26 protein-coding genes and 1 pseudogene are annotated in these 26,221 nt (G+C 71.9%); 8 read left to right on the top strand and 19 right to left on the bottom strand.

Features of this window, described 5'->3' with window-relative positions; all coding sequences use genetic code 11:
• Nucleotides 1-18 precede the first annotated feature (18 nt).
• Nucleotides 19-897 (bottom strand): phosphotransferase enzyme family protein, encoded by an 879-nt coding sequence (locus tag OHA37_RS07875; protein WP_266903621.1) that lies wholly within the window; start codon nt 895-897, stop codon nt 19-21.
• Between the two features lie 146 nt (nt 898-1,043).
• Between OHA37_RS07875 and mgt the strand changes: the two are divergent.
• Nucleotides 1,044-2,287, top strand: a pseudogene (mgt, locus tag OHA37_RS07870) (macrolide-inactivating glycosyltransferase).
• A gap of 35 nt (nt 2,288-2,322) precedes the next feature.
• Nucleotides 2,323-2,895: a DUF1697 domain-containing protein gene (locus OHA37_RS07865; protein WP_266903619.1), complete on the top strand. Its 573-nt coding sequence runs from the start codon at nt 2,323-2,325 to the stop codon at nt 2,893-2,895.
• 28 nt (nt 2,896-2,923) lie between these two features.
• On the opposite strand, the gene OHA37_RS07860 is transcribed toward OHA37_RS07865, so the two are convergent.
• Nucleotides 2,924-3,376 carry a MarR family winged helix-turn-helix transcriptional regulator gene (locus tag OHA37_RS07860; RefSeq protein ID WP_266903618.1) on the bottom strand — a complete coding sequence of 151 codons (453 nt, stop codon included), beginning with the start codon at nt 3,374-3,376 and terminating at the stop codon, nt 2,924-2,926.
• Nucleotides 3,377-3,456: 80 nt separating this feature from the next.
• Between OHA37_RS07860 and OHA37_RS07855 the strand changes: the two genes are divergently transcribed.
• Together OHA37_RS07855 and OHA37_RS07850 are read left to right on the top strand one after the other, a co-directional pair.
• Complete coding sequence (locus tag OHA37_RS07855) at nt 3,457-4,356, top strand: alpha/beta hydrolase (protein ID WP_266903617.1); 900 nt, start codon at nt 3,457-3,459, stop codon at nt 4,354-4,356.
• Nucleotides 4,357-4,493: 137 nt separating this feature from the next.
• Nucleotides 4,494-5,477 (top strand): IS481 family transposase, encoded by a 984-nt coding sequence (locus OHA37_RS07850; RefSeq protein WP_266901552.1) that lies wholly within the window; start codon nt 4,494-4,496, stop codon nt 5,475-5,477.
• Here OHA37_RS07850 and OHA37_RS07845 read toward each other — a convergent pair.
• Nucleotides 5,474-6,331: an aldo/keto reductase gene (locus OHA37_RS07845; RefSeq protein WP_266903616.1), complete on the bottom strand. Its 858-nt coding sequence runs from the start codon at nt 6,329-6,331 to the stop codon at nt 5,474-5,476. The two genes, OHA37_RS07850 and OHA37_RS07845, sit on opposite strands and share 4 nt — an antisense overlap.
• A gap of 45 nt (nt 6,332-6,376) precedes the next feature.
• On the opposite strand from OHA37_RS07845, the gene OHA37_RS07840 reads away from it, so the two are divergent.
• Nucleotides 6,377-7,381, top strand: a complete 1,005-nt coding sequence (locus tag OHA37_RS07840) for a ketopantoate reductase family protein (protein WP_266903615.1) — start codon at nt 6,377-6,379, stop codon at nt 7,379-7,381.
• A gap of 207 nt (nt 7,382-7,588) precedes the next feature.
• On the opposite strand, the gene OHA37_RS07835 is transcribed toward OHA37_RS07840, so the two are convergent.
• The 14 genes from OHA37_RS07835 to OHA37_RS07775 form a co-directional block, all read right to left on the bottom strand.
• A complete protein-coding gene (locus OHA37_RS07835; protein ID WP_266903614.1) occupies nt 7,589-8,371 on the bottom strand; it encodes a sirohydrochlorin chelatase in 783 nt (260 codons plus the stop codon).
• Between the two features lie 4 nt (nt 8,372-8,375).
• A complete protein-coding gene (locus OHA37_RS07830) occupies nt 8,376-9,260 on the bottom strand; it encodes an ABC transporter permease (protein ID WP_266903613.1) in 885 nt (294 codons plus the stop codon).
• Nucleotides 9,247-10,041, bottom strand: a complete 795-nt coding sequence (locus OHA37_RS07825; RefSeq protein WP_266903612.1) for an ABC transporter ATP-binding protein — start codon at nt 10,039-10,041, stop codon at nt 9,247-9,249. The genes OHA37_RS07830 and OHA37_RS07825 overlap by 14 nt, the downstream gene beginning before the upstream one ends.
• Nucleotides 10,042-10,075: 34 nt before the next feature.
• Nucleotides 10,076-11,206 (bottom strand): aliphatic sulfonate ABC transporter substrate-binding protein, encoded by a 1,131-nt coding sequence (locus OHA37_RS07820; protein ID WP_266903611.1) that lies wholly within the window; start codon nt 11,204-11,206, stop codon nt 10,076-10,078.
• A 211-nt stretch (nt 11,207-11,417) separates the two neighbouring features.
• Nucleotides 11,418-12,758 carry a sulfate adenylyltransferase subunit 1 gene (locus tag OHA37_RS07815; RefSeq protein WP_266903610.1) on the bottom strand — a complete coding sequence of 447 codons (1,341 nt, stop codon included), beginning with the start codon at nt 12,756-12,758 and terminating at the stop codon, nt 11,418-11,420.
• Nucleotides 12,759-12,760: 2 nt separating this feature from the next.
• Complete coding sequence (gene cysD / locus OHA37_RS07810) at nt 12,761-13,699, bottom strand: sulfate adenylyltransferase subunit CysD (RefSeq protein ID WP_266903609.1); 939 nt, start codon at nt 13,697-13,699, stop codon at nt 12,761-12,763.
• Nucleotides 13,696-14,241, bottom strand: a complete 546-nt coding sequence (gene cysC, locus OHA37_RS07805; RefSeq protein ID WP_215148038.1) for an adenylyl-sulfate kinase — start codon at nt 14,239-14,241, stop codon at nt 13,696-13,698. Before cysC ends, cysD begins: the two co-directional genes overlap by 4 nt.
• A 77-nt stretch (nt 14,242-14,318) precedes the next feature.
• The gene (locus OHA37_RS07800) at nt 14,319-15,017 is read right to left on the bottom strand and encodes a phosphoadenylyl-sulfate reductase (protein ID WP_266903608.1); all 699 of its coding nucleotides are present in this window, start codon (nt 15,015-15,017) and stop codon (nt 14,319-14,321) included.
• Entirely contained in the window at nt 15,014-15,193 is a 180-nt protein-coding gene (locus OHA37_RS07795; RefSeq protein WP_214956597.1) for a DpnI domain-containing protein, read from the bottom strand. The genes OHA37_RS07800 and OHA37_RS07795 overlap by 4 nt, the downstream gene beginning before the upstream one ends.
• Before the next feature lie 28 nt (nt 15,194-15,221).
• Entirely contained in the window at nt 15,222-16,931 is a 1,710-nt protein-coding gene (locus OHA37_RS07790; RefSeq protein WP_266903607.1) for a nitrite/sulfite reductase, read from the bottom strand.
• 206 nt (nt 16,932-17,137) lie between these two features.
• Complete coding sequence (locus OHA37_RS40765; RefSeq protein WP_312847410.1) at nt 17,138-17,221, bottom strand: putative leader peptide; 84 nt, start codon at nt 17,219-17,221, stop codon at nt 17,138-17,140.
• Between the two features lie 324 nt (nt 17,222-17,545).
• A complete protein-coding gene (locus OHA37_RS07785) occupies nt 17,546-18,109 on the bottom strand; it encodes a GNAT family N-acetyltransferase (RefSeq protein WP_266903606.1) in 564 nt (187 codons plus the stop codon).
• Nucleotides 18,110-18,114: 5 nt separating this feature from the next.
• Complete coding sequence (locus OHA37_RS07780; protein WP_266912585.1) at nt 18,115-19,380, bottom strand: GAF domain-containing protein; 1,266 nt, start codon at nt 19,378-19,380, stop codon at nt 18,115-18,117.
• Between the two features lie 393 nt (nt 19,381-19,773).
• A complete protein-coding gene (locus tag OHA37_RS07775) occupies nt 19,774-21,429 on the bottom strand; it encodes an acyl-CoA dehydrogenase family protein (protein WP_266903605.1) in 1,656 nt (551 codons plus the stop codon).
• 17 nt (nt 21,430-21,446) lie between these two features.
• Between OHA37_RS07775 and OHA37_RS07770 the strand changes: the two genes are divergently transcribed.
• Complete coding sequence (locus OHA37_RS07770; RefSeq protein ID WP_266903604.1) at nt 21,447-22,571, top strand: YihY/virulence factor BrkB family protein; 1,125 nt, start codon at nt 21,447-21,449, stop codon at nt 22,569-22,571.
• Between the two features lie 115 nt (nt 22,572-22,686).
• On the top strand, nt 22,687-23,478 hold the full coding sequence (locus OHA37_RS07765; protein WP_266912583.1) for a helix-turn-helix domain-containing protein: 792 nt from the start codon (nt 22,687-22,689) through the stop codon (nt 23,476-23,478).
• Here the strand turns inward: OHA37_RS07765 and OHA37_RS07760 are convergent.
• The gene (locus tag OHA37_RS07760; RefSeq protein ID WP_266903603.1) at nt 23,382-23,810 is read right to left on the bottom strand and encodes a VOC family protein; all 429 of its coding nucleotides are present in this window, start codon (nt 23,808-23,810) and stop codon (nt 23,382-23,384) included. The genes OHA37_RS07765 and OHA37_RS07760 overlap by 97 nt on opposite strands.
• A gap of 98 nt (nt 23,811-23,908) precedes the next feature.
• A complete protein-coding gene (locus tag OHA37_RS07755) occupies nt 23,909-24,769 on the bottom strand; it encodes a TetR family transcriptional regulator (protein ID WP_266903602.1) in 861 nt (286 codons plus the stop codon).
• A gap of 342 nt (nt 24,770-25,111) precedes the next feature.
• Between OHA37_RS07755 and rsgA the strand changes: the two genes are divergently transcribed.
• Nucleotides 25,112-26,218 (top strand): ribosome small subunit-dependent GTPase A, encoded by a 1,107-nt coding sequence (gene rsgA / locus OHA37_RS07750; RefSeq protein ID WP_266903601.1) that lies wholly within the window; start codon nt 25,112-25,114, stop codon nt 26,216-26,218.
• Nucleotides 26,219-26,221: the final 3 nt, after the last annotated feature.

Below are 26,221 nucleotides of genomic sequence, written 5' to 3'. Positions count from 1 at the left end.
GGAATTGATACGGCACCCCTAGAACGCGTGCCAGCGGATTTCCGGGTCGCCCTCGCGCAGGGAGGCCACCCGGCGGCGGAACTCCGCCAGGGCTTTCGGGTTGGCCGGGGCGTGTTGGGAGACCCAGGCGCAGCTGGCCGTCTCGCGGGCGCCGCGCAGGACCGCGCAGCCCTCCCAGTCGCGCACGTCCCAGCCGTACGCCGCCGTGAACTCCTCGTACGCCGCGCCGGGCAGTCCGTACCGGTCGCGGGAGAGGGCCATCACCACCAGGTCGTGCTCGCGCAGGTCGGCCGAGACCGTCTCCAGGTCGACGAGCACCGGCCCGTCCGGGCCCACGTGGACGTTGCGGGGCAGTGCGTCGCCGTGGATCGGGCCCGGCGCGAGGTGCGGGGTGAGGGCGGCGACCTGGGCGGCGTAGCCGTCGCGGCGGGCCCGCAGGTACGCCGCGTCCGCCGGATCGATCGCCCCGCCCGCCAGCCGCAGCCAGCGCTCGACCCCGCCCAGCAGATCGCGCGGGGGCAGTACGAAGGGGGGCGCGGGCAGGGCGTGGATCTGCCGCAGCAGCACCGCGAGGTCCCCCGGGCCGGCCGGGCGGACCGCGTCGGGGAGCCGGTGCCACAACGTCACCGGGTGCCCGTCGACCAGCCGGGGCTTCGGCTCGGCCGCGCGGACCGCGGGGACCCCGCGGTCCGCGAGCCAGGCCGCCACCGCGAGTTCCAGCTCGGCGCGGGGCAGCAGGGCCGCCTCCCGGCCGACCTTGGCGACGAGGCCGTCGTCGAGTGCGAAGACGGCGTTCTCGCCGAGGGCCAGCAGCCGGGGCGCGGACGCCCCTGCCCCGGCCCCCGCCCGTGCCAGGCCCGCCGCCGTCAGGGCTTCCCGGGCGCGTGCCTCGTCCATGCCGTCTCCGCAGTCCGTCCGTAACCCCGGTACTCCGGGGGCCACCGGGCGTACCCGGGTGCTCATGACCGGACAAGTTTCGCATCCGGCCCGCCCGTCCCGGGCCGACCGCCGATCCTTCCCTCCGCCCCGGATTCCCGAATAGGTTGCACGAGACGTCTCGTCTCGTTATGGTTCCCCCATGACCACGACTGCGAAGCCCGCCCACATCGCCATGTTCTCCATCGCCGCCGCCGGCCACGTGAACCCGAGCATCGAAGTGATCCGTGAACTGGTCGCCCGCGGCCACCGCGTCAGCTACGCCATCCCCGCCGCCTACGCGGACAAGATCGCCGAGACCGGCGCCACCCCGGTGATCTGGGACTCCACGCTGCCCACCGACGAGGACCCCGACGCGTGGGGGACCGAGCTCATCGACAACATCGAGCCCTTCCTCGCCGACGCCGTCCAGGCCCTCCCGCAGCTCGCGGCCGCCTTCGCGGGCGACGAGCCGGACCTCGTCCTCCACGACATCACCGCCTATCCCGCGAGGGTCCTCGCCCACCGCTGGGGCGTCCCCGCGGTCTCCCTCTCCCCGACCCTGGTCGCCTGGACCGGCTACGAGGAAGAGGTCGGCGAGCCGATGACCGCCGAACTGCGGGCGTCCGAGCGCGGGAAGGCCTACTACGCCCGCTTCCGCGCCTGGCTCGACGAGAACGGCATCGACGAGGACAGCGACCGCTTCGTCGGCCGCCCCCGGCGCAGCGTCGTGCTCATGCCGCGCGCCCTCCAGCCCCACGCCGACCGGGTCGACGAAGCCGTGCACACCTTCGTCGGCGCCTGCCAGGGCGACCGCAGCGCCACCCAGGGCACCTGGACGCGCCCCGCGGGCGCCGAGGGGAAGAAGGTCCTCCTCGTCTCCTTCGGGTCCACCTTCACCAAGCAGCCGGCCTTCTACCGGGCCTGCGTGGAGGCCTTCGGGGACCTGGCCGACTGGCACGTGGTGCTCCAGATCGGCAAGTTCACCGACGAGGCCGAGCTGGGCGCGATCCCCGCCAACGTCGAAGTCCACCGCTGGGTTCCCCAGTTGGACATCCTGACCCAGGCCGACGCCTTCATCACCCACGCGGGCACGGGCGGCTGCCAGGAGGGCCTGGCCACCGGCACCCCGATGGTCGCGGTCCCGCAGGCCGTCGACCAGTTCGGCAACGCCGACATGCTGGCCGCCCTCGGCGTCGCCCGGCACGTCCCGATGGCCGAGGCCGACGCCGCGACCCTGCGGGAGGCCGTCCTCGCCCTGGTCGCCGACCCGGAGGTGGCCGCCCGCGCGGACCGGATCCGCCGCGAGATGGCGACGGAGGGCGGCACGCGCCAGGCGGCCGACCTGATCGAGGCCGAACTGCCCGTATGACCGCCACTGTCAGGGGTGCGCCCTATCGTGCAGGAATGACCAAGACGACCAAGGCGACCAAGGCCAAGTACGCGGCGCTACTCCGTGGCATCAACGTCGGCGGGAACAAGAAGGTCCCCATGGCCGAGCTGCGCCAGGTCCTGGGCGGCCTCGGCCACGAGGACGTGCAGACGTACCTCCAGAGCGGCAACGCCGTCTTCACCAGCGCGAGCGGGAAGGCCCCGGAGGCCCTCGCCCGCGACCTGGAGGCGGCCATCGAAGCCCACTTCGGCTTCCGCGTTCCCTGCCTGGTGGTCGACGGCGCCCACCTGCGCGCCGTCGCCGAGGCCTGCCCCTTCCCGGCCGCCGACCTCGAAGGCAAGCAGCTCCACGCCACCTTCTGCTCCGAACAGCCCGCAGAGTCCCGCTTCGCCTCGATCGACGCCCCCGCGTACCTCCCGGAGGAGTACCGGGTGGGCGACCGCGTCATCTACCTCTACGCCCCCAACGGCCTCGGCCGCTCCAAGCTGGGCGAGGCCCTCGCCAAGCCGGCGGTGGTCAAGGGCCTGGACGTGACCACCCGCAACTGGAACACGGTCGCCAAGCTGGTGGAGCTCACGCGGGACTGAGCGTTCCCCCGGGTCGCGGCCGTCGGTTCTAGCCGGCGGGCGTTCCCGCCGCGGCATCCTCCAGCGTCCTGCGCAGCAGGGCGACGGTGGACGCCAGCTGCTCCAGCGAGCCTGCCGTCAGTGGCCCGGCGAGCCAGGAACGCAGCCCGTCCTCGAACGAGGGTGTGGCGGCGGCCAGCAGCTCGCGGCCCTCGGCGGTCAGCTCCAGCAGCGACGAGCGGCGGTTGGCGGGATTGGGCCGCCGGACCACCCAGCCGGCGGCTTCCAGGCGGTCCACCCCCTTGCTGGTCGCCCCGACGGTGATGGCGGCCTGCTCGGCCAGGTCGTTGACCCGGCAGCCGTCCCGGCTGTCGATGATGCGCAGGAACTCGTACTGGCCCATCGTCAGGCCGTGTTCGGTGCGCAGTTGTTCGCCCAGCGCGTTGTAGAGCCTGGTCTCGTAGCGGACGAGGTCCATGAACACCTGCGCGAGGTCGGTCACGATCTGCTCCAGATTCTAGGGAATGTTATTCCTAGGAATATAGTTCCTGGTGAAGAACGGAACTTCGTCTGGAGGATCGCATGAGCAAGGCACAGCGCGCGACGATCGACGCCCTGATGCGTCAGGCCCCCTTCGACGGCAGTCTCCCGCCGGAGCAGCTGCGCAAGGACTTCGAGAACCAGATGACCTCGGGCCCGGCCCCGGCCGGTGTGCGCGTCACCCCCTCCGTCCTCGGCGGGCGTCCTGCCCTGACCATCGAGCCCGAGGGCACCCCCGCCGACGGGACGATCGTCTACTTCCACGGCGGGGGCTGGGTCTTCGGCTCACCCGCCACGGCCCTGCAACTCACCGCCGCACTGGTGCGCCGCACCGGAGTCCGCGCCGTCTCGGTCGACTACCGGCTGGCCCCCGAACACCCCTTCCCCGCTGCCGTCGAGGACGGCCTCGCCGCCTACCGCGACCTGCTGGACCAGGGAGTTCCGGCCGAGCGGATCGTCCTGGCCGGGGAATCGGCCGGTGGCGGCCTGAGCGTCACCACCCTGCTCGCCGCCCGCGAGGCCGGAGTGCCGATGCCGGCCGCCGCGGTCGCCCTCTCCCCGGTCCTGGACACCACCCTCTCGGGCGACAGCATGACCACCAAGCACGACGCCGACCCGCTCTTCACCCGCGCCGAACTGGCCACCGCCTTCGCCCACTACCTGGCCGGACAGGACCCCCACCAGCCACTGCTGAGCCCGGCCCTCCACGCCGATCCGACCGGACTGCCCCCGCTGCTGCTCCAGGCCGGTTCCAACGAGGTCCTGCTCGACGACTCCACCCGGTTCGCCGCCCTGGCGGCCGCGGCCGGGGTCGACGTCCAGCTCGACGTCACCGCCGACGTCCCCCACGTCTTCCAGACCTTCGAAGGCCTCCTGGACGAGGCCGCAGCGGCCCTGGACCGCGCCGCACGCTTCATCACCGACGCACTGGCCCGCAGCTGAGGCCCGGCGAGATCCGAAAGGGACGGCCTAGTTGTATTGATCACGAGCGTTGTTGACACTGCCGAGGTCTTGAACATGGCGAAGACCTCCGGTGTGGTGGGAGCTGTCTAGGAACCCATTGCACGACGGAGGTCTTCGTGTCCCACCGTAATGCCCGGCTGACCGTCTTCGGTAGGCGCCTGCTGGTCGAACGAGTCCGCTCGGGCCGCCCCGTCGCGCACGTCGCGGCCGAGATGGGTATCTCGCGGGCCACCGCCCACAAGTGGGTCCGCCGATGGCGGACCGAGGGCGAAGCGGGCCTGCACGACCGATCCAGCCGGCCGCGCACAACACCGCACCGCACGACCGCAGCGGTCGAAGCCCGGGTCTGTGACCTGCGCAGAACCCGAAAGCTCGGCCCTGCCCGGATCGGCCCGATCCTGGGGCTGCCCGCCTCGACCGTGCACCGGATCCTGACCCGCCACGGTTTGGGCCGCCTGGCCTGGCTGGACCGGCCCACCGGGCAGCCGATCCGCCGCTACGAACGCGAGCACCCGGGCGAACTCATCCACGTCGACATCAAGAAACTCGGGAACATCCCGGACGGTGGCGGCTGGCGCACGGTCGGCCGGACGGCAGGCGACCGAAACCGCCAGAGCAGCACCACCGAGCGCAGAAGCTCCACGCCAGTGATCGGCTACTCCTACGTCCATTCCGCGGTCGACGACCACTCCCGTCTGGCCTACAGCGAAGTCCTCACCGACGAACGCAAGGAAACCGCCGCCGGGTTCTGGCAACGGGCGAACGTCTTCTTCACCCGCCACGGCATCACCGTCGAACGCGTCCTGACCGACAACGGCTCCTGCTACAAGTCGAAGCTGTTCACCCAGGCCCTGGCCGCGGCCGGCATCGCCCACAAGAAGACCAGGCCCTACCGGCCACAAACCAACGGGAAAGTCGAACGCTTCAACCGCACCCTCCTGGACGAATGGGCCTACCTACGGCCCTACACCTCCAACCAGGAACGGACAGCGGCCCTGGCAGACTTCCTCCACACCTACAACCACCACCGCAGCCACACCGCACTGGGCGGACACCCACCCATCACCCGAGTCAACAACCCTGCGGGTCAATACACCTAGTCCGCCAGCCCGTTGAGCAGGGTCATCTCGTGCGCGGTCAGGCGGACCGTTGCCGCGTCCAGGTTTTCCGCCAAGTGGTCCGGGGAGCCCGTGCCCGGAGTGGGGCACAGGACCGGGGAGTGCTGGAGGAGCCAGGCCAGGGCGATCTGGCCGGTGGAGGCGCCGTGCTCGGTGGCGACCGCCGTCAGTGCGGCGGCGCTCTCCCGGGTCAGCGCGCCGCTGCCCAGCGGGTAGTAGGGGAGGAAGGCGATGCCGCGCTCCTCGCACAGGGCGAGGAGCTCCGCCGAGGAGCGGTCCAGGAGGTTGTACGGGTTCTGCACCGAGGCCACCGGGACCAGGGACAGGGCCTGCCTGAGCTGGTCCGCCGTCACCGTGTTCAGCCCGATGTGGCGGATCTTGCCCTCCGCACGGAGCTCGGCCAGCGTGCCCAGCTGTTCCGCCGGCGGGACGGCCGGGTCGAAGCGGTGGAGCTGGTAGAGGTCGATCCGGTCCAGGCGGAGCCTGCGCAGACTCGCCTCGCACATGGAGCGCAGGTCCTCCGGGCGGCCCGCCGCGTGCCACTGGTCGGGGCCGGTGCGCACCACCCCGCCCTTGGTGGAGACCACCAGCCTTTCCCCGTACGGGTGGAGGGCCTCGGCGACCAGTTCCTCGGCCAGGTGGGGGCCGTAGTTGTCGGCGGTGTCGATCAGGGTGACCCCGCGCGCGACGGCGGTGCGCAGCAGGGCGACCGATGCGGGGCGCGCGGCGCGCGGGCCCCAGTAGCCGGTGCCGACCAGGCCGCCGGTGCCGAGTCCGAGGCGGCGTACGGGCAGGTCCCCGCCGAGGGCGAACGTCTCATCCACGTCAACAGACATGGCCCGACCGTAACCCAGGCCCGCGGATGTGCCAGGCTCGTGGGCATGCGTTACATCATCATCGGCGCCGGAGCGATCGGCGCGACCATCGGCGGACGGCTCGCGGAGTCGGGCAGCGAAGTCGTCCTCGTCGCGCGCGGCCCGCACGCGCAGGCCCTGCGGACGGACGGGCTGCGGCTCACCACGGCGGACGGGGAGCGGGCGCACCGGCTCCCCGTCGTCACAGGGCCGGCCGAGCTGGGCGAACTGCGCCCCGACGACGTGTTGTTGCTGACCGTGAAGACCCAGGACGCGCTCGCCGCGCTCGACGCGTGGGCCGACGCGGAGGTCGTGGGCGGCGGCACGGCCGCCCAGCGGCTGCCGGTGCTGTGCGCGCAGAACGGCGTGGAGAGCGAACGCCTCGCCCTACGGCGCTTCGCGCGCGTGTACGGGGTCTGCGTGTGGCTGCCGGCGACCTTCCTGGAGCCGGGGGTGGTCTCGGCGCTGTGTGCTCCGCTGACCGGGATCCTGCATCTGGGGAAGGCCGCCGGAGGCGCCGACGGGTCCGTCCGGAGGGTCGCGGCCGACCTGGAGAAGGCCGGGTTCGGGGCGCCGGTCGTCGAGGACGTCATGCGGTGGAAGCACGCGAAGCTGCTGGGGAATCTGGGCAACGCGATCCAGGCGACGACCGGCCCCGAGCCGGAGCCCGCGAAGGCGGCGCTGCTGCTGCGGGCCGTGCGGGAGGCGAAGGCCGCCTTCGCCGCCGCGGGGATCGACTGGGCCTCGGAGGCCGAGCAGTCGGCCGCGCGGGACGGCAAGGTGGACGCGCCGGCCGGGGCTGTGCGGGGCGGGTCGTCCTGGCAGAGCCTGGCGCGGGGGACGGGGTCGGTGGAGGCGGACTATCTCAACGGGGAGATCGTGCTGTTGGGGCGGCTGCACGGGGTGGCCACGCCGGTCAACGACACGCTGCGGCACGCGGCGAACATCTTTGCGCGGGAGGGCTTGCCGCCGGGCGCGATGTCCATCGAGGACCTGACGGCCCTGGCCGACGAGGCCGCGGCGCGGGCGTAGCCGCCGGACGCGGGTGGGCTGGCCCTGCGGGGCTGGGTCCCCTACCCGCCCTTCCACCGTTCCCCGGGGCTCCGCCCCAGACCCCGCGCCTCAAACGCCGGCGAGGCTGAGATGTGCCGCGCAGCGGCAAACCCAGCCCGCGCCGGGCGAATCCAACGGCGCCGCACGCTGGGGCGGGTCGGGGGCTTCGGCCCGCGCAGCGGTGGGTCAGGCCGCCAGGGCCGGGATGCGGGACTGGGTCGCGGCGGCTGCGTCGTAGCGGCGCAGCAGCAGGCGGGCCAGTTCCGGGGAGGGGCCCAGGACGGCGGAGATCACGTCCGCGCCCGCGGCTTCGGCGCCCGCCGCGATGCGGTCGGGGAGCCGCCCGGGGGCGATGACGTAGGGGGCCACCGCGATCCGGCGGACGCCCTCCGCGCGCAGGGCGCGTACGGCGTCCTCCGTCCGGGGGAGAACAGCGGAGGCGAACGCAGGCCGCACGGCGCACCAACCGGTGTGCCGCCACTCCCGCGCGGTTTCAGCGATCACTGCGATCGCCTCCGGGTCTGAGGAACCGGCGGACGCGAGCACCACACCGGTGGTGGCGCGGTCCGCCGGGGTGAGGCCGGCTTCCCACAGCCGGCGCTCCAGGGTCGCCAGCAGCAGCGGCGACGGGCCGAGCACATCCGCGATCCGGACCGAGAGGTCCGGCAGGCGGGACGTGGCTCCGGCGAGCACCGCCGGGATGTCGGACTTCGCGTGGAACGCCCGCGTCAGAAGGAGCGGGAGCGCCACGATCTCGCGTACGCCCGAGAGGTAGAGCGAGGCCACCGCCTGGTCGACGGTCGGGGTGTCGAAGTCCAGGAAGGCGGTCTCCACGCGCAGCCCCGGCCGCAGCGCCCGTACCCGCCGGGTGAGGGCGTGCACGGTCGCCGCGTGCCGCGGGTCGCGGCTGCCGTGGGCGATGACCAGCAGGGCGGGGGCCTGCGTGGAGTGCGTGACGTGCGCGGACACGTGATCAGCTCTTGACCAGCAGGCCGCGGGTGCGCAGCACCCACCGCTCGACGGGGCTGAAGATCAGCAGGTCGATGGCGATGCCGACGACCAGGATCAGGATGATCGCGAGGAACACGCCGGGCAGGTCGATGTTGTTGCGGCCGTTTTCGAGGAGCTGGCCCAGCCCCAGGCCCAGGTCGGGGGAGCTGGCGATGATCTCCGCGGCCATCAGGGAGCGCCAGGAGAAGGCCCAGCCCTGCTTGAGGCCGGCCAGGTAGCCGGGCAGCGCGGCCGGCATGACCACGTGCCAGGCGCCGCGCAGGCCGGTGGCGCCCAGGGTGCGGCCGGCCCGCAGGAACAGCGGCGGGATCTGATCGATGCCGGAGACGAGGCCGTTGGCGATCGACGGGACGGCGCCGAGCAGGATGACGGTGTACATCATCGCGTCGTTGAGCCCGAACCAGAGCACCGCCGGGGGCACCCAGGCGACCGAGGGCAGCGACTGCAGCCCCTGCAGGATCGGACCGATCGCGGCGCGGACGAACTTCACCCGGGCGACGAGCAGACCGAGCGGGGTGCCGATGGCCAGGGCCAGCAGGAAGCCGAGCAGACCGCGCGAGACGCTGGTCCAGATGACTTCGAGCAGGGTGCCCTTCATCCACATGTCGGACAGGCTGTCCCAGACGGAGGACAGGGCGGGGAGCTTGGTCTCGTCGGTGACCTTCGCCGCGACGAGGATCTGCCAGACGAGGAGGACCAGGCCGACGGCGATGACCGGCGGCAGGACCTTCTTGACGAGGACCTCGCGGACCGGGGTGCGGTGCGTCTGGACGGCGTCGAGCGCGTCGAGGCCCGCCTCCAGCCCTGCGAGGTCGTCCGTCTTCGCCTTCGTTTCAGTGCTGGCCATGGCGGCGGATCTCCCCACGCAGGTGTTCAGTGATCTCAAGGGACAGCTCCGCGACGTCCGCGTCCTCGATGCGGCGCGGCTGCGGGATGCCCACGGTCCACTCCTTGGCGACCCGGCCGGGTCGCGAGGACAACAGGACCACGCGCTGCGCGAGCCGTACGGCCTCGCGGACGTTGTGCGTGACGAACAGGACGGACAGGTTCGTCTCTTCCCAGATGCGGGTGAGCTCGCCGTGCAGCACGTCGCGGGTGATGGCGTCGAGCGCCGCGAACGGCTCGTCCATCAGCAGCAGCTGGCTGTCCTGGGCGAGCGCCCGGGCCAGGGCCACGCGCTGGCGCATGCCGCCGGACAGCTCGTGGACCCGCTTGCCGTACGAACCGGAGAGCCGGACCAGCTCCAGCAGCCGCTCGGCCTCCGGACGGCGCTCGGCCTTGGGCACCCCGCGCAGGCGCAGGGCGAGTTCGATGTTCTTGCCCGCGGTGAGCCACGGGAAGAGGGCGTGCTCCTGGAACATGAGCGACGGACGGCCGCCAGGGGTCTCGATGGACCCCGCGGACGGCTTGTCCAGGCCGGCGACCAGGTTGAGCAGGGTGGACTTTCCACACCCCGAGGCGCCCAGGATGGTGACGAACTCGCCGGGAGCGACATCGAGGCTGATGTCGTCCAGGACGAGCTGCGATCCGGCCGGGCCGGAGAAGGACTTCGAGACGTGCTCGATGCGTGCGGCGTGCGTCTGCTCCGCTACCGTGCCCTCGGCAGCCTTGGCGAGCGTGGTGGCCATGGTCGTCACCTCCTGGGGTTGCTGGATTACGGGGTTACTTGGCGCCGAGTCCGGCGTCGGAGACCTCGGGCTGGCCGGCGGCCTTGAGGACCTTGTTCAGGAGCGTCAGGTCGTAGATGCCGCCCAGGTCGGGCTTCTCGATGAGCTTGGCCTTGACGGCCCACTCGGACTGGGTCTTGAGGGTTGCGGCGAGCGGGTCGTTGGTGATGAGGATGCTGGGCCAGGCGGGGTCGATGACCTTGGCGTCGAGGGGCTTGCCGCCTTCGGCGGCGAGCTTGGCGTTCGCGGAGGCCTTGGCCTTGTCCGGGTTGGCGTTGATCCACTCGTTGGTCTTCACGGTTCCCTTGAGCACGGCCTCGACGACGTCGGGGTGCTCCTTGAGGAACTTCTGCGACACGATGACGTTCGTGATCACGAACTTCTTGTCGGGCCACAGGGCGGTCTCGTCGAGGAGGACGGAGCCGCCGTCGGAGACGAGCTTGGAGGCGGTGGGCTCGGGGACCCAGGCGCCGTCGATGGAGCCGGACTTGAAGGCGTCGGGGGTGACCTTGTTGTCGGTGCGGACGACGGAGACGTCGCCCTTGCCGGACTCCGGGTCGACCGTCCAGCCCTTCTCGGCGATCCAGTTGAGGAACGCGACGTCCTGGGTGTTCCCCTTCTGGGGGGTGGCGATCTTCTTGCCCTTGAGGTCGTCCAGGGTCTTGATCTTCGCCGGGTTCACGACCAGCTTGACGCCGCCGGAGGCGGAGCCGGAGATGATCCGCAGGTTGGAGCCCTTGGACTTGACGTAGGCGTTGATCGAGGGGGAGGGGCCGATGAAGCCGATGTCGAGAGAGCCACCGTTGAGGGCTTCGATCTCGGACGGGCCGGCGTTGAAGGACTGCGGCTTGATGGCGGTGGCGCCGAGTTCCTTGGCGATCAGGCCTTCCTGGAGACCGACCAGCGCGGTGGCGTGGGTCAGGTTCGGGAAGTAGCCGATGCGGACCTCGGAGGCGGACAGCTTCTTGCCGGCGTCGGCGGCGACGTTCTCCTTCGCGGGAGCGTCGTCCTTCTTGGCCTCGGAACCGTAGCCGCACGAGGCGAGCGCGCCGATCAGGAGCGGGAGGGCGGCAGCGGCGACGATGCTGCGGCGCAGGGTCTTAGCGGAGGTACCGATGGCAGGCACGGGAGGACTTCCTCTCGTAGCGTCGTGTCACGACGCACGTCTTCGTTTGCTGAGCAAGGGCAGGTACGGCTCGTGGGGGGTGTGGGCGCGCATGCGGTGCGCGTACGTCATCACGCACATCGCCCCACACCTCCCTGGCCGCTGCCGAGGGAGCCGCTGCCTACGCGGCCGCCCTCCTTCGCGAAGGTGGAGTAGATATCGGCAAGCATGATCAGAAGTCCCACCCTTCCTCATCGGCTTGGACGGTGGTCGCCGCGGTCGAGGCGAAGGATTCGCCGACCATGCCGGCCGCCAGGGTCGTGCCGTCCGCCGGGTCGATCAGCAGGAAGGAACCGGTGCGGCGCGAGTCGGCGTACGAGTCGAGCGCGAGCGGCTCGGCGGTACGGACGACGACCCGGCCGATGTCGTTGGCCACGAGCTGCCCGGGGTTCGGGTGCTGGGACAGGTCGTCCAGGGTCAGCCGCGAGGGGATCTCCTTGACGATCGCCTTCACCGTGCGCGTGGTGTGCTTGATCAGCACCCGGGCGCCCACGGCGAGGGGCTGGTCCGCCACGTGGCAGACCGTCGCCACGACGTCCTGCGTGGTGGCGGGGGAGCTCGACGACGGCGCGATCAGGTCGCCGCGCGAGATGTCGATGTCGTCCTTCAGCCGCAGGGTCACCGACTGCGGGGCCCACGCGATGTCGACGCTCTCGCCGAGCGCGTCGATGCCCTCGATGACCGAGGTGCGGCCCGACGGCAGGACGGTGACGGCCTCGCCGACCCGCAGCACGCCGGAGGCGATCTGGCCCGCGTAGCCCCGGTAGTCCGGGTGCTCGGCGGTCTGCGGACGGATCACGTACTGCACCGGGAAACGCGCCGGGCAGGCGGTGAGGTCGTGGCTGACCGGAACGGTCTCCAGGTGCTCCAGCACCGTGGGACCGCCGTACCAGTCCATGTTCGCGGAGGGCTCCACCACGTTGTCGCCGGCCAGGGCGGAGATCGGGATCGCGGTGATCTCCGGGACGCCGAGGCCCGTGGCGTACGCGGTGAACTCCTCGGCGATCGACGCGAAGACCGTCTCCTCGTAGCCCACGAGGTCCATCTTGTTGACCGCGAGGACCACGTGCGGGACCCGCAGCAGGGCCGCGACGGCGGCGTGCCGGCGGGTCTGCTCGATCACGCCGTTGCGGGCGTCGACCAGCACCACGGCGAGGTCGGCGGTGGAGGCGCCGGTGACCATGTTCCGGGTGTACTGCACGTGCCCGGGGGTGTCGGCCAGGATGAACCGGCGCCGGGCGGTCGCGAAGTAGCGGTAGGCCACGTCGATGGTGATGCCCTGCTCCCGCTCGGCCCGCAGGCCGTCGGTGAGCAGCGCCAGGTCGGGGGTGTCCTGACCGCGGCTGGCCGAGACCCGCTCCACGGCTTCCAGCTGGTCCGTCAGGACCGACTTGGAGTCGTGCAGGAGGCGGCCGACCAGGGTGGACTTGCCGTCGTCGACGGAGCCCGCGGTCGCGAAGCGCAGCAGCGTGGTCGCCGAGAGATCGGCGAACTGCTCGGTGGTGGAGGTCATTTCTAGAAGTACCCTTCGCGCTTGCGGTCTTCCATCGCGGCCTCGGACAGCTTGTCGTCGGCGCGGGTCGCGCCCCGCTCGGTGAGGCGGGAAGCGGCGATTTCGGTGATCACGGCGTCCAGCGTGGTGGCGTCGGAGTCGACGGCACCGGTGCAGGACATGTCACCGACGGTGCGGTAGCGGATCAGACGGGTCTCGGTGGTCTCGTCGCCCTTGGCGCCGCCCCACTCGCCGGCCGTCAGCCACATGCCGTTGCGCTTGAAGACCTCGCGCTCGTGGGCGAAGTAGATCTCCGGCAGTTCGATCTTCTCGCGGGCGATGTACTGCCACACGTCCAGCTCGGTCCAGTTGGACAGCGGGAAGACGCGCACGTGCTCGCCCGGCGCGTGGCGGCCGTTGTAGAGCTGCCACAGCTCGGGGCGCTGGCGGCGCGGGTCCCACTGGGAGAACTCGTCGCGCAGGGAGAAGACGCGCTCCTTGGCGCGGGCCTTCTCCTCGTCGCGGCGGCCGCCGCCGAAGACGGCGTCGAACTTGAGCTGCTGGATCGCCTCCGTGAGGGGGACGGTCTGCAGCGGGTTGCGGACACCGTCGGGACGCTCGCGGAGCTTGCCGGCGTCGATGTACTCCTGGACGGAGGCCACGTGCAGGCGCAGGCCGTGCTTGGCGACCGCGCGGTCGCGGTAGTCCAGGACCTCGGGGAAGTTGTGGCCGGTGTCCACGTGGAGCAGGGTGAACGGCACCGGCGCCGGCGCGAACGCCTTCAGCGCCAGGTGCAGCATGACGATGGAGTCCTTGCCGCCGGAGAACAGGATCACCGGCTTCTCGAACTCGCCCGCCACCTCGCGGAAGATGTGCACGGCCTCCGATTCGAGGGCGTCGAGGTGCGACAGCGCGTAGGGCGCGTCCGTCCCTTCGTGGACGTGTGCGACGGTGGCGGTCATGCCAGACCCCTCTCGGTGAGCAGCGCGTGCAGGGCCGAAGCCGACTCCTGTACGGACTGCGTGTGCGACTCGATACGGAGGTCCGGGGACTCCGGTGCCTCGTACGGGTCGTCGACCCCGGTCAGACCGGAGATCTCGCCCGCCGCCTGCTTGGCGTACAGGCCCTTCACGTCGCGCTCGGAGCAGACCTCGACGGGGGTGGCCACGTGGACCTCCAGGTACGAGGTGCCCTCGGCGGCGTGCCGCTTGCGGACGGCCTCACGGCTGTCCGCGAACGGCGCGATCACCGGGACGAGCGCCTTCACGCCGTTGGACGCGAGGAGTTCGGCGACGAAGCCGATCCGCTGCACGTTGGTGTGCCGGTCCTCGCGGCTGAAACCGAGGCCGGCGGAGAGGAACTCGCGGATCTCGTCGCCGTCGAGGACCTCCACGCGGTGGCCCTCGGCGCGCAGCCGCTCGGCCAGCGCGTAGGCGATGGTGGTCTTGCCCGCGCTCGGCAGCCCGGTCAGCCACACGGTGGCGCCCTGGTCGCTCACGCTCATCTGGTTCGTCTCCGTCGGTTCTGTACGTGCGTTGGTCTTGCCGGTGGCGGTACCGGTGTCCGTGCTGGTGGTGGTCATCAGCCGTGCAGTCCGCACTCGGTCTTGCCGAGCCCGGCCCAGCGGCCGGCGCGGGCGTCCTCGCCCGCCGCCACCCGGCGGGTGCAGGGGGCGCAGCCGACGGAGGCGTAACCGTCCATCAGCAGCGGGTTGGTGAGCACACCGTGCTCCAGGACGTACGCGTCCACGTCGTCCTGGGTCCAGCGGGCGATCGGCGAGACCTTGACCTTCTGCCGCTTCTCGTCCCAGCCGACCACCGGGGTGTTCGCCCGGGTCGGGGACTCGTCGCGGCGCAGGCCCGTCGCCCAGGCGTCGTACGCGGTCAGGCCCTCTTCGAGCGGCTTGACCTTGCGCAGGGCGCAGCACAGGTCGGGGTCGCGGTCGTGCAGCTTGGGGCCGTACTCCGCGTCCTGCTCGGCGACGCTCTGGCGCGGGGTGAGCGTGATGACGTTGACGTCCATCACGGCCTCGACCGCGTCACGGGTGCCGATGGTCTCCTCGAAGTGGTAGCCCGTGTCGAGGAAGACCACGTCCACGCCGGGGAAGGCGCGGGAGGCGAGGTGGGCGACGACCGCGTCCTCCATGGAGGAGGTCACGGCGAACTTCTTGCCGAAGGTCTCGGCCGCCCAGGTGAGGATCTCCAGCGGGGAGGCCTCTTCCAGGTCCCGGCCCGCCTGCTCGGCCAGGGTTTTGAGACTCGCGTCCTGAATCGTGGTCATATCTCGTCCCCTCCAGCGTCATTGGACTGAACACCCCGGGCCAGCAGCCCGAGGTACTTCAGCTGGAAGGCTCGATTGCAGGCCCTGCATTCCCAGGCGCCGTGACCTGTTTCGTTCGGGAACAGGTCCTCGTCGCCGCAGTACGGGCAGTAGAACGGTGCGGCGCGCTCGCTCACACTGTGCTCCTCGTGTCGTTCACTGCGTTCACGACAAGTCCTCGTCCTTGGCACGGGTGACCCAGGAGGCGAAGCGCTCGCCGTCCTCGCGCTGGTCCTCGAAGCGCGAGACGACCCGCTCGACGTAGTCGGGCAGACCGGCCGAGGTGACCTTGAGACCGCGGACCTTGCGGCCGAATCCGGCCTCCAGTCCGAGTGCGCCGCCCAGGTGGACCTGGTAGCCCTCGACCTGGTTGCCCTCGTCGTCCAGGACCAGCTGGCCCTTGAGACCGATGTCCGCGACCTGGATACGGGCGCAGGCGTTCGGGCAGCCGTTGATGTTGATGGTGAGCGGCTCGGCGAACTCCGGCAGGCGGCGCTCCAGTTCGTCGATCAGCGAGGCGCCGCGCGCCTTCGTCTCGACGATGGCCAGCTTGCAGAACTCGATGCCGGTGCAGGCCATCGTGCCGCGGCGGAACGGGGACGGGTTGACCCGCAGGTCCAGCGCCTCCAAGGCCGCCACGACCGAGTCGACCTGGCCCGCCTCGATGTCGAGCACGATCATCTTCTGCTCGGCGGTGGTGCGCAGCCGGCCGGAGCCGTGCTGCTCGGCGACGGCGGCGATCTTCGTCAGGGTGGCGCCGTCGACGCGGCCCACGCGGGGCGCGAAGCCGACGTAGAACTTGCCGTCCTGCTGCTGGTGCACGCCGACGTGGTCGCGCCACTGGCCGGTGGGCTGCTCGGGCGCGGGGCCGTCGGTCAGCTTGCGCTTCAGGTACTCGTCCTCCAGGACCTGGCGGAACTTGGCCGGGCCCCAGTCTGCGACGAGGAACTTCAGGCGGGCGCGGGTGCGCAGCCGGCGGTAGCCGTAGTCGCGGAAGATCGAGATGACGCCCTCGTAGATGTCCGGGACCTCGTCGAGCGAGACCCAGGTGCCCAGGCGCACACCCAGCTTCGGGTTGGTGGAGAGGCCGCCGCCGACCCAGACGTCGAAGCCGGGGCCGTGCTCGGGGTGGTTCACGCCCACGAAGGCGATGTCGTTGATCTCGTGCGCCACGTCGAGCAGCGGCGAGCCGGAGATCGCGGACTTGAACTTGCGGGGCAGGTTCGAGAAGGCGGGGTTGCCCACGATGCGGGCGTAGATCTCGTCGATGGCGGGGGTGCCGTCGATGATCTCGTCCAGCGCGATGCCGGCGACGGGCGAGCCCAGGATCACGCGGGGGGTGTCACCGCAGGCCTCGGTGGTCGAGAGGCCGACGGCCTCCAGACGGCGCCAGATCTCCGGGACGTCCTCGATGCGGATCCAGTGGTACTGCACGTTCTGCCGGTCCGTGAGGTCGGCGGTGCCACGGGCGAACTCCTCGGAGATCTCGCCGATGACGCGCAGCTGCTCGGTGGTCAGCCGGCCGCCGTCGATGCGGACGCGCAGCATGAAGTACTTGTCGTCCAGCTCCTCCGGCTCCAGGATCGCGGTCTTGCCGCCGTCGATCCCGGGCTTGCGCTGGGTGTAGAGGCCCCACCAGCGCATACGGCCGCGCAAGTCGTTGGGGTCGATCGAGTCGAAGCCCGCCTTGGAGTAGATGTTCTCGATGCGCGCCCGCACATTGAGACCGTCGTCGTCCTTCTTGAACTGCTCGTTGCCGTTGAGGGGCGTGTGGTGGCCGACGGCCCACTGGCCCTCACCGCGGTGACGGCCGGTCTTGCGGCGCGCGGCGGCGGCGGGTGCGGCGGCTGCGGTCGTATCGGGGGTGGCGGCCATGGCGGTACGTCCTTCTTCGGCGGCTCGAGGCAGGGGCAGGGGGAGCGGCGGCGTGACCCCTGGCGCGCGTGGAGCGGATGTGGCTGATTCGCCGCCTTTTTGGGGCGACGACCGGCCTACAGGGGACTGCGGTGGTGACGAGGCGGGCGGTGTGTTCGCTTCCGCGGCGACGTCGGTGCGGGGCGCTGTCGCGGCGGTGCTGTGCGTCAGCGCGCCGGACAGATGGCGCTGGACATGCGGCCGAGGTCGACGTGCCGCCGACTCACCAAGGCAATTCCAGCTCCGTTCATGGGGGGAAGCGTGGCATGTGGCGATTGGAGGAGTCCACTACTGTCCACTATCCGGACGAACTCGTCTCGCATCGCAAGATCCCGGTGACGGGGGTCACCCCCTGGGCCTCTCTGACCCCGTCGGCCACACCGCTGCGCGGGGCTCGTCCCCTACCCGCCCTTCGCCCGTTCCCTGGGGCTCCGCCCCAGACCCCGCGCCTCAAACGCCGGCGAGGCTGGATGATGCGGCGCAGCGCGATTTCCAGCCCGTCCGGCGTTTGAGGACCAGGTCCGGGCGGGGTCCGGGGAACGGGCGAAGGGCGGGTAGGGAATCGCCCCGCAGGGTTACGCGCCAGGCCAGGGGCCGGGGGTCGGAGCGGACTCCTTCTCCTCCGTCTCCTCCTTGAAGACCTTGAAGCCGCGCCTGAGGTAGTTCGCCATGGCGGTCGGGCCGTCGTCGCTGCACGTGTGCAGCCAGACGCGCCGCGTAGGGGCCAGCTCCGGCCAGCGCTCGGCCAGGGACCAGGCCCGCTCGATGCCCACGGTCAGCAGGTGGCCGCCGATGCGCCGCCCCCGGAAATCGGGGATCAGGCCGAAGTACATGATCTCCACCACACCGTCGGGCTGCGGGTCGAGTTCCACGTACCCCGCGGGGGTGCCCCGGTCGTACGCCACCCACGTCTCCACGCCGGGACGGTCCAGCTGCTCCACCCACTGCGCGCGGGTCAGCGCGAGCCGGTCCGTCCAGTGGATGTCGCCGCCCACCGAGGCGTAGAGGAACCGGCTGAACTCGGGGGAGGGGACCTCGGACCGCACGATCCGGATCTCGGGGCCCGGCACGGCCGCCGGGACGAGGTCGGACGGTGCGGTCATTTCCAGGGACCAAGTGGTCAGTGTGATGGTGCTCATGGACTTCAGGGAATCATGCCGCCACCGGCCGGGCCCAGCCGGGCGCTGATCACCGCGGGGGCCGTGGAGTGCGGCAGGAGCGAGGCCGGGTTCGCGGGGCGGATCAGCTCCACCTCCACGTCGTGCGCGAAGCGGTACGGGCGGTGGGCGAGCACGCCGCCGAGGTTGCGGCGCACCCGGGAGATCTCCGCGCGGACCGTCACCGTGCGCGTCGGGTCCCCGAACAGTTCCTGCGAGAGCTCCGCCGCCGAGCGCCCCCGCGGGGACTCCGCCAGCAGGAACAGCAGCTCCGCGTGGCGCGGGCTCAGCTCCTGCGACCAGCTCCCCGCGGCCCCGTAGACGGTGGCCCGCCAGGCCCCCGGCCGGCTGAGGTCGAGGACGACGCGGGCGGCCGCCCCGGCGCCGCTACGGGCCTCGGCGACGTTCAGCAGCCAGCCGCCCGGCAGCGGCTCCACCAGGCAGTCGCCGAGCTGCGGCACCCACACCCGGCCGGGCCCGAAGGACTTCGGCAGCGGGATCCGGTCGACCGGTGCGAGGCCCGTGACCGCCGCCGCCCAGCCGTTGCCGTCCACGGCCAGCGCCCGCCCCGGCATCCGGGCCAGCAGCGGGGCCGCCACCGACCGCAGCCGCTCCAGCGACTCCAGGTGCCGTATCCGCAGCTCCCGCTCCGCGAGCCGGGCCACCGAGCTCACCCACGCCAGGGTCGCCGGGTGCATGGTGGCCAGCGGCCCGCTGACGTCGAGCACCCCGAGCAGGGAGCCGTCGCGGGGGTCCCGGACGGGGGCTCCGGCGCAGGTCCAGTCGTGGTGGCTGGAGACGAAGTGCTCCGCCGAGAACACCTGGACCGGTCTGCGGGCCACCAGGGCGGTGCCGACCCCGTTGGTGCCGACCACCGACTCGTCCCAGTCGGCGCCCACCCCGAAGCCGAGCCGGTCCGCGTTGCGCAGGATCGAGGAGTGGCCCTCCCGCCACAGCAGCCGCCCGTCGGCGTCGGCGACGACCATGATGTGCAGGGCCTCGTCCAGCGAGGGCAGCAGCCCTTCGCGCAGGACGGGCAGCAGGTCCCGTAGCGGAGAGGTCTGGCGGCGCTCCTCGGTCTCGGCGAGCGAGAGCATCCGCGAACGGCTGTCGCGGTCCGGGTGGACCCCGCCCGCCATCATCCGGCGCCAGGACTCGGCGATCTCCGGGCGCGGCGCGGCCGGCGGCCGGTCCCCGGCCAGCGCGGCCGCCCGTACCCCCTTGAGCAGACGCGCGGCCTCCCGCGCGTCCATGGCCGAGATGCGTGCCGCATCGACCGCGCCACCTGTGGTCTGGGCCACCGGAACCTCCCCGTGCAAAACAGACGTACGACGGCTTCCGCCCGGCGGGCCGTCCGGTGCGCGCCACTTCCGGGGGCGGACCGGTGCGCCCGGAGGGCGGTTCCAAGTCAAAGGTTGCAACGTCTTGCAACTCTCGCCAAGTCCCGGTCGCCCGATCGAAACTGTACGGACGTCGCCGAGCGACGTGACAGCTCCTTCCTCGGGGCTTCTCGGATCAGGGGTGGTGCCGAGTCGGCGCGGCGCCATCCCTGTTCCAGGTCAACGGGCCCGGATGTCGCCGGGCGGTTCTGCTTCGGAAGGTTGGGGCCTTCCGTCAGACGGCGAGCGGAGGGTTGGGGCCCTCTCTCAGTCCGCGATCCGGGCCCGTTCCACCACGGATCCCAGATCAAGAGTGTGGGGCAGCGTGCCGAAGGCCGCACCCCAGTCACCGCCCAGGCGCGAGGCGCAGAAGGCGTCGGCCACCTCCGGCGGGGCCCAGCGGACCAGTAGGGATCCCTGCAGCACCAAGGCCATCCGCTCCACGACCCGCCGGGCACGCGCCTCGATGCCCTCCAGGTCCGCGAGCTCGGTCAGCAGGTTCTTGATGGCCGAATCCAGCCGGTGGTCGGCTCCGCGCGCCAGCCCGACCTCCTGGAGGAAGGCGTTCAGCGCCTGCGGCTCGCGCTGCAGGGCGCGCAGCACGTCGAGGGCCTGGACGTTGCCCGATCCCTCCCAGATGGAGTTCAGCGGGGACTCGCGCAGCAGCCGGGGCATCCCGGACTCCTCGACGTAGCCGTTTCCGCCCAGACACTCCAGCGCCTCCGCCACCATCGGCGTACAGCGCTTGGTCACCCAGTACTTCGCGGCGGGCACCGCGATGCGCAGGAAGGCCCGTTCCTGCTCGTTGCCGGTGCTCTGGACGGCGTCGTACGCGGCCGCGAGGCGCAGCGTGAGGGTGGTGGCCGCCTCCGACTCCAGGGCGAGGTCGGCGAGCACGTTCCGCATCAGCGGCTGATCGATGAGCGGCGCTCCGAAAGCAGAGCGGTGCTCCGCATGGTGAGCGGCCTGCGTCAGCGCCTGCCGCATCAGCGAGGCCGAACCGATCACGCAGTCCAGCCGGGTCGCCGCGACCATCTCGATGATGGTCCGCACCCCCCGGCCCTCCTCGCCCACCCGCCGCGCCCACGTCCCGTCGAACTCCACCTCGCTCGACGCGTTCGACCGGTTGCCCAGCTTGTCCTTCAGCCGCTGGATCGCGAAGACGTTGCGCGTCCCGTCCGGCAGCACCCGCGGCACCAGGAAGCAGGTCAGCCCGCCCGGCGCCTGGGCCAGTACGAGGAACCCGTCGCACATCGGCGCCGAGCAGAACCACTTGTGCCCCGTCAGCAGGTACTCGCCCGAGGCGTCCAGCGGCACGGCCGCCGTCGTGTTCGCCCGGACGTCGCTGCCGCCCTGCTTCTCCGTCATGCCCATCCCGAAGAGCACCCCGGCCTTCTGCCCGGCCGGCCGCAGCCCCTCCTCGTACACGTGCGAGGTCAGCCGCGGCTCCCATTCGGCCGCCAGCTCCGGATCGGTCCGCAGCGCCGGAACCGCCGCGTGCGTCATCGAGACCGGGCACCCGTGCCCCGCCTCGGCCTGCGACCACACGAAGAACCCGGCCGCCCGCCGCAGGTGCCCCGCAGGCCGCCCCCACGCGTCGGTCAGCCCGGAGCCCACGGCGTGCCCGAGCAGCCGGTGCCAGGAGGGATGGAACTCCACCTCGTCGATCCGGTTGCCGTACCGGTCGTGCGTCCGCAGCTTCGGCGGATTCTCGTTCGCCTGCGCGCCCCAGTCCTGCGCCTGCCGGGACCCCGCCGCGCGCCCGAGATCGCCGAGCTCTTCCCTTACCTCCGAGGCCAGTTCGGGCGCGGAGTCCGCGAGGTGCCGTTCGACCCCCTCGCTCAGCACCCGGTCGCTGCCGTAGACGTCGTGGCCCACGAGGGGCGGGGCCTGATTGCTGACTGTGTGGGTGGTGGCTGCCATGCCGATACCGTAAGGACGTGCAGCACGCGAAAGAAACACCCGAGCGGATTCCGGGACGCCTCCACCGGGCCCGCGCCCTCTACCGCAACGTCTCCAAGCGCAAGATGGCGTGGCTGCTGCTCAAAGACACCGTGAACTCGTGCATCGAGTACCGGATCCTCGGACTCGCCGCCGAGGCGGCCTTCTTCACCCTGCTCTCGCTGCCCCCGCTCTTCCTGGGCCTGCTGGGACTCCTCGGCTACGTCGACGGCTGGTCGGGCGGCACGACCGTCGCCAGCATCGAGGAGAACATCCTGCGGGCCGTCGGCACCATCCTGTCCGACCGGGGCGTCAACGACATCGCCAAACCGATGCTCGACGATGTCACCGGCCGGGGCCGGCCCGACCTCATCTCCCTCGGGTTCGCCTTCGCCCTCTGGTCGGGCTCGCGCGCCGTCAACGTCTTCATCGACACCATCACCGTCATGTACGGGCTCGACGGACACCGCGGCATCGTCAAGACCCGGCTGCTCGCCTTCGTCCTCTACATCGCCGCCCTGCTGATCGGCGCCATCGTGCTGCCGCTGATGGTGGTCGGCCCGGACGCGGTGGTGCGGCTGGTGCCCTGGAGCACGGAGGTGATCGCGGTCATGTACTGGCCCGTCGTCACGCTGCTCTCCATCGCCTTCCTGACCACGCTCTACCACGTCTCCGTCCCGGTCCGCTCGCCCTGGATCGAGGACGTGCCCGGCGCGCTGGTCGCCCTCGCCATGTGGGTGCTCGGCTCGTTCCTGCTGCGGATCTACCTCACCAACACGGTGGAGGGCCCGACCATCTACGGATCGCTGGCCGCCCCCGTGGCGATCCTGCTGTGGATCGGCATCTCCGCCTTCGCCGTCCTCGTCGGGGCCGCCGTCAACGCCGCGATCGACCGGGTCTGGCCCTCGGTGGCCACCGCGGCCGCCCGCGAGGCGAACGAGCGGGTCCGCGAGGCCGAGGCCGCCCAGCTCGTGGCCCGGGCCGCCGCCTGGCGGGCCATGGCCGAGGGGGAGTCGGAGGACGACGACGGCGAGGAGGACGGGGGCATGCCCTCGGAGTTCCCGGAGCGCTGGTCGAAGTTCCTGCCCCCCGAGGACTACCACTCCCGCCTGCGCAAGCACTGACCGCCGCCGTAGCGTGGTGTCCGTGGCGGACAGCGCGGACGACGCCGTGCCCGGCTCGGGGCACGAGGCACGGCACGAAGCACGGCACGGGGCACGGGACGGGGCACGGGACGAAGTGCGGGACGGGCCACGGGGCGAGGCGCCGTACGAGGAACGGCCGTCCCGGACGGTCGCCGGAGCCGTGCTCTGGCGGGCCGGCGGCACCGGCGCCGGCCTGGTGCTGCCCGACGGGTGCATGGACCTGCTGTGGGTGGACGGACGGCTCCTGGTCGCCGGGCCCGACACCGCCGCGCACCCCTCCGGAGAGGTACCGGGCTCGGGCTTCGCCGGGATCCGGCTGGCCCCCGGCACGGCGCCCGCGCTGCTCGGCGTACCGGCCCGGGTCCTGCGGGACCGGCGGGTCGAGCTGGCGGACCTGTGGCCCGCCGCCGAGGTACGGCGCCTCACCGCGCTCGTGGCCGCGTACGGGGATCCCCGCGAGGGACTGGAAGAGCTGGCCCGGCTCCGCACGGCCGAGGGCGGCCCCCCGGACCCCGTCGTCACGGAGGTGACGGCCCGGCTGCGCGCCGGGCAGGGGGTGGCCGCCGTGGCGGGGGCGGTCGGCCTCGGGGAGCGGCAGCTGCACCGGCGCTCCCTCGACGCCTTCGGCTACGGCCCCCGCACGCTGGGGCGGATCCTGCGCCTCCAGCGGGCCCTCGCGCTGACCCGGCGCGGGCTGCCGCAGGCGGCGGTGGCCGCGGCGGCCGGATACGCCGACCAGGCCCACTACAGCCGCGAGGTGCGCGCCCTGGCGGGGACCACGCCGGGGGCCTACGCGGCGGGGCCGGTGGCGGAGGGGCCGTCCGCCGGGTCCGCCGGTGCGAAGAGGGAGACCCCGGAGCCGTCCGGGTCCAGGACCACGGCGTAGCGCTGCCCCCAGAAGGCGTCCCAGGGCTTCAGGTGGCCCGTGTTCCCGGCCTCCGTCAGCTCCGCGTACAGCGAGTCCACCTCGGCGGGGGAGTCGCAGAGGAAGGCGAGCCCCACCCGGCCGTCGCTCGTGGGGCGGGTCCAGGACGGGTCGAAGGAGCGGATGACCTCCTCCGTGTCGAAACCGATCCGCTGCCCGCCCGGCAGGACGGCTTCGACGTGCGGCTGGGAGTCGGCCTCGGCGGGCACGTCGATGCCGAGACGGCGGTAGAAGGCGAGCGATGCGGCCATGTCGGAGACGATGATGCCGATCATGTCGAGTCGGGGAGTCATGGACTCACCCTAGGCACGCCCGGCCGGGCCGGTCTTGAACGAATCGGACACCGGCGGCGGCGCTGCCGTGGTTGGCCGGCCGATCCGGTCCGGGCCCGTCACCCGGGGGCTTCCTCCTGGGGCAGGTGCCGGTAGACCGTGGCCCGGGAGACCCCGAGGGCGGCGGCGATCGCGGTGGCCCCGCTGCCCGCCGCGTGCATCCGGCGGGCGGCCTCGATCATGGCGGGGCTCATGGCGGCGGGCCGCCCGCGCCGGCCTCCCGGTACGGGCCGTGCGGTCGGGGGAGCGGGCTCGGCGGGCCCGTCCAGCAGGCGCCGTACGCCGTCCAGCACGGCCTCGCGCAGCGCGGGGACGGGGGCGTCGGCGAAGAGCACCACCGGGTCGGAGAGCATGGCGACGGCCTGGGCGGCGCGCACCCGCTCCGCGAAGCCGGGCTCCGCCCCCGCGACCAGGGAGTTCGCCCGGAGCGTGGCGTCGCGCAGGCGGGCGAAGGCCGGTCCGGGGGTGGCCAGGGCCATGTCCTGCAGGTTCAGCCGGAGCAGGTGGCGGTGCTGCAGCCAGACGTCGAGGACCCCCTCGATGGCGGCCCACCGCGCACGCTCGGCACCGGAACCGGAGCCGCCCGCCGCGCCGGATCCACCGGGACGCGCCGACGCGGCGGCGCGGGCCAGGGCGGCCGCCAGATCGCGGAGCATCGGCTCGACCAGGGCGCCGAGGATGTCGGCCTTTCCGGGGAAGTGGTAGAGCACCGCCGGCTTGGAGACGCCCACCCGTTCGGCGATCTCCCGCAGCGAGGTCTCGTGGAACCCGTGGACCGCGAACAGCTCCATGGAGACCCGCAGGATCCGTTGCCGGGTGTCGGGGGCGGTCTCGGTCGTCGACGTGTTCCGCGACGCGGCGGCTACGGTGCACTGCGTCTCGTAAATCGTCTCAGAATCTGCGGTTCTGCTGGTCTCCATCGGAACAGCTTATGTTCTGTAGCCGACTTGACTGCCGATTTCTTCGGCCGGGCCTGACCGGCGGTAAGTTCGAAACCCGGCTTCAGGACGCCCCGTAAAAGAAGTGGCGCACGCCTGAGGGTGCTTGTTACGGTGGGGTCGTTCCCGCCTGATCGGTGCGGGACGGTTCGTCAGCACGTATGCAGACCCGGAGGTGAGTTCATTGATGACTGTCATGGCGCAGGGCGTTGCCCGCACTCAGAAGACCATCAATGTCACTTCTGTGGTCTCCGGCTGACCTCGAACCCCTTTCGCGCCCGGTAGCGGCGCGCACCGCCGGGGCCACCCTGTGAAGGGTTTCCCTTGTCTTTCTCTTCTTTCCCGCAGGCTTCTCTCTCGCACGCCCTCACCCCCTACGGCTGGGACGACGCGTGGGCGGCCGAGTTCGCCCCGTACGCGGATCAGGGCCTGCTGCCCGGCCGGGTGGTACGGGTCGACCGCGGCCAGTGCGATGTCATGACCGCGGACGGCATCGTCCGCGCCGACACCGCCTTCGTCACCCCGCACGACCCGCTCCGGGTCATCTGCACCGGCGACTGGGCGGTGCTGGAGGCGCACGGCAACCCGCGCTACGTGAAGACGTACCTGCCGCGCCGGACCGCCTTCGTACGGTCCACCTCCTCCCAGCGGTCCGAGGGGCAGATCCTCGCCTCGAACGTGGACCACGCGATCATCGCGGTGTCCCTGGCCGTCGAACTGGACCTCGGCCGCATCGAGCGGTTCCTCGCGCTCGCCTGGGAATCGGGGGCGCAGCCCCTCGTGGTCCTGACCAAGGCGGACCTGGTCCCGGACCCGGTCACCCTCGGACACCTCGTCGAGGACGTGGAGGCGACGGCCCCCGGGGTCACGGTCCTCACGGTCTCCTCGGTGACCGGGGAGGGCACGGACGTGCTCGCCGCGGTGGTCGGGGGCGGTACGAGCGTGCTCCTCGGGATCTCCGGCGCGGGCAAGTCCACGCTGGCCAACGCCCTGTTGGGGGAGGAAGTGATGGAGGTCCAGGCGGCGCGCGACGTCGACGGCAAGGGCCGCCACACCACCACGACGCGCAACCTGCTCGCGCTGCCCGGCGGCGGCGTGCTCATCGACACCCCCGGGCTGCGCGGCGTCGGGCTCTTCGACGCGGAGGCCGGAGTCGGGCAGGTCTTCTCGGAGATCGAGGAGTACGCGGAGCGCTGCCGTTTCCACGACTGCGCGCACGAGGCGGAGCCGGGGTGCGGGGTGCGGGCCGCGGTGGACTCCGGGGAGCTGGCCGAGCGGCGGCTGGAGAGCTACCGCAAGCTGCTGCGGGAGAACCAGCGGATCGTCGCGAAGACCGACGCACGGCTCCGGGCGGAGATCAGGCGCGACTGGCGGCTCCGCTCGGCGGAGGGCCGCGCGAACTATTCCGCGAAGCGCACGGGCCGGGCCTGACGG

This window comes from Streptomyces sp. NBC_00335 (assembly GCF_036127095.1).
GTDB lineage: Bacteria > Actinomycetota > Actinomycetes > Streptomycetales > Streptomycetaceae > Streptomyces.
The sequence above is the reverse complement of the archived record's forward strand: the minus strand, read 5'-3'. Positions and strand labels throughout refer to the sequence as shown.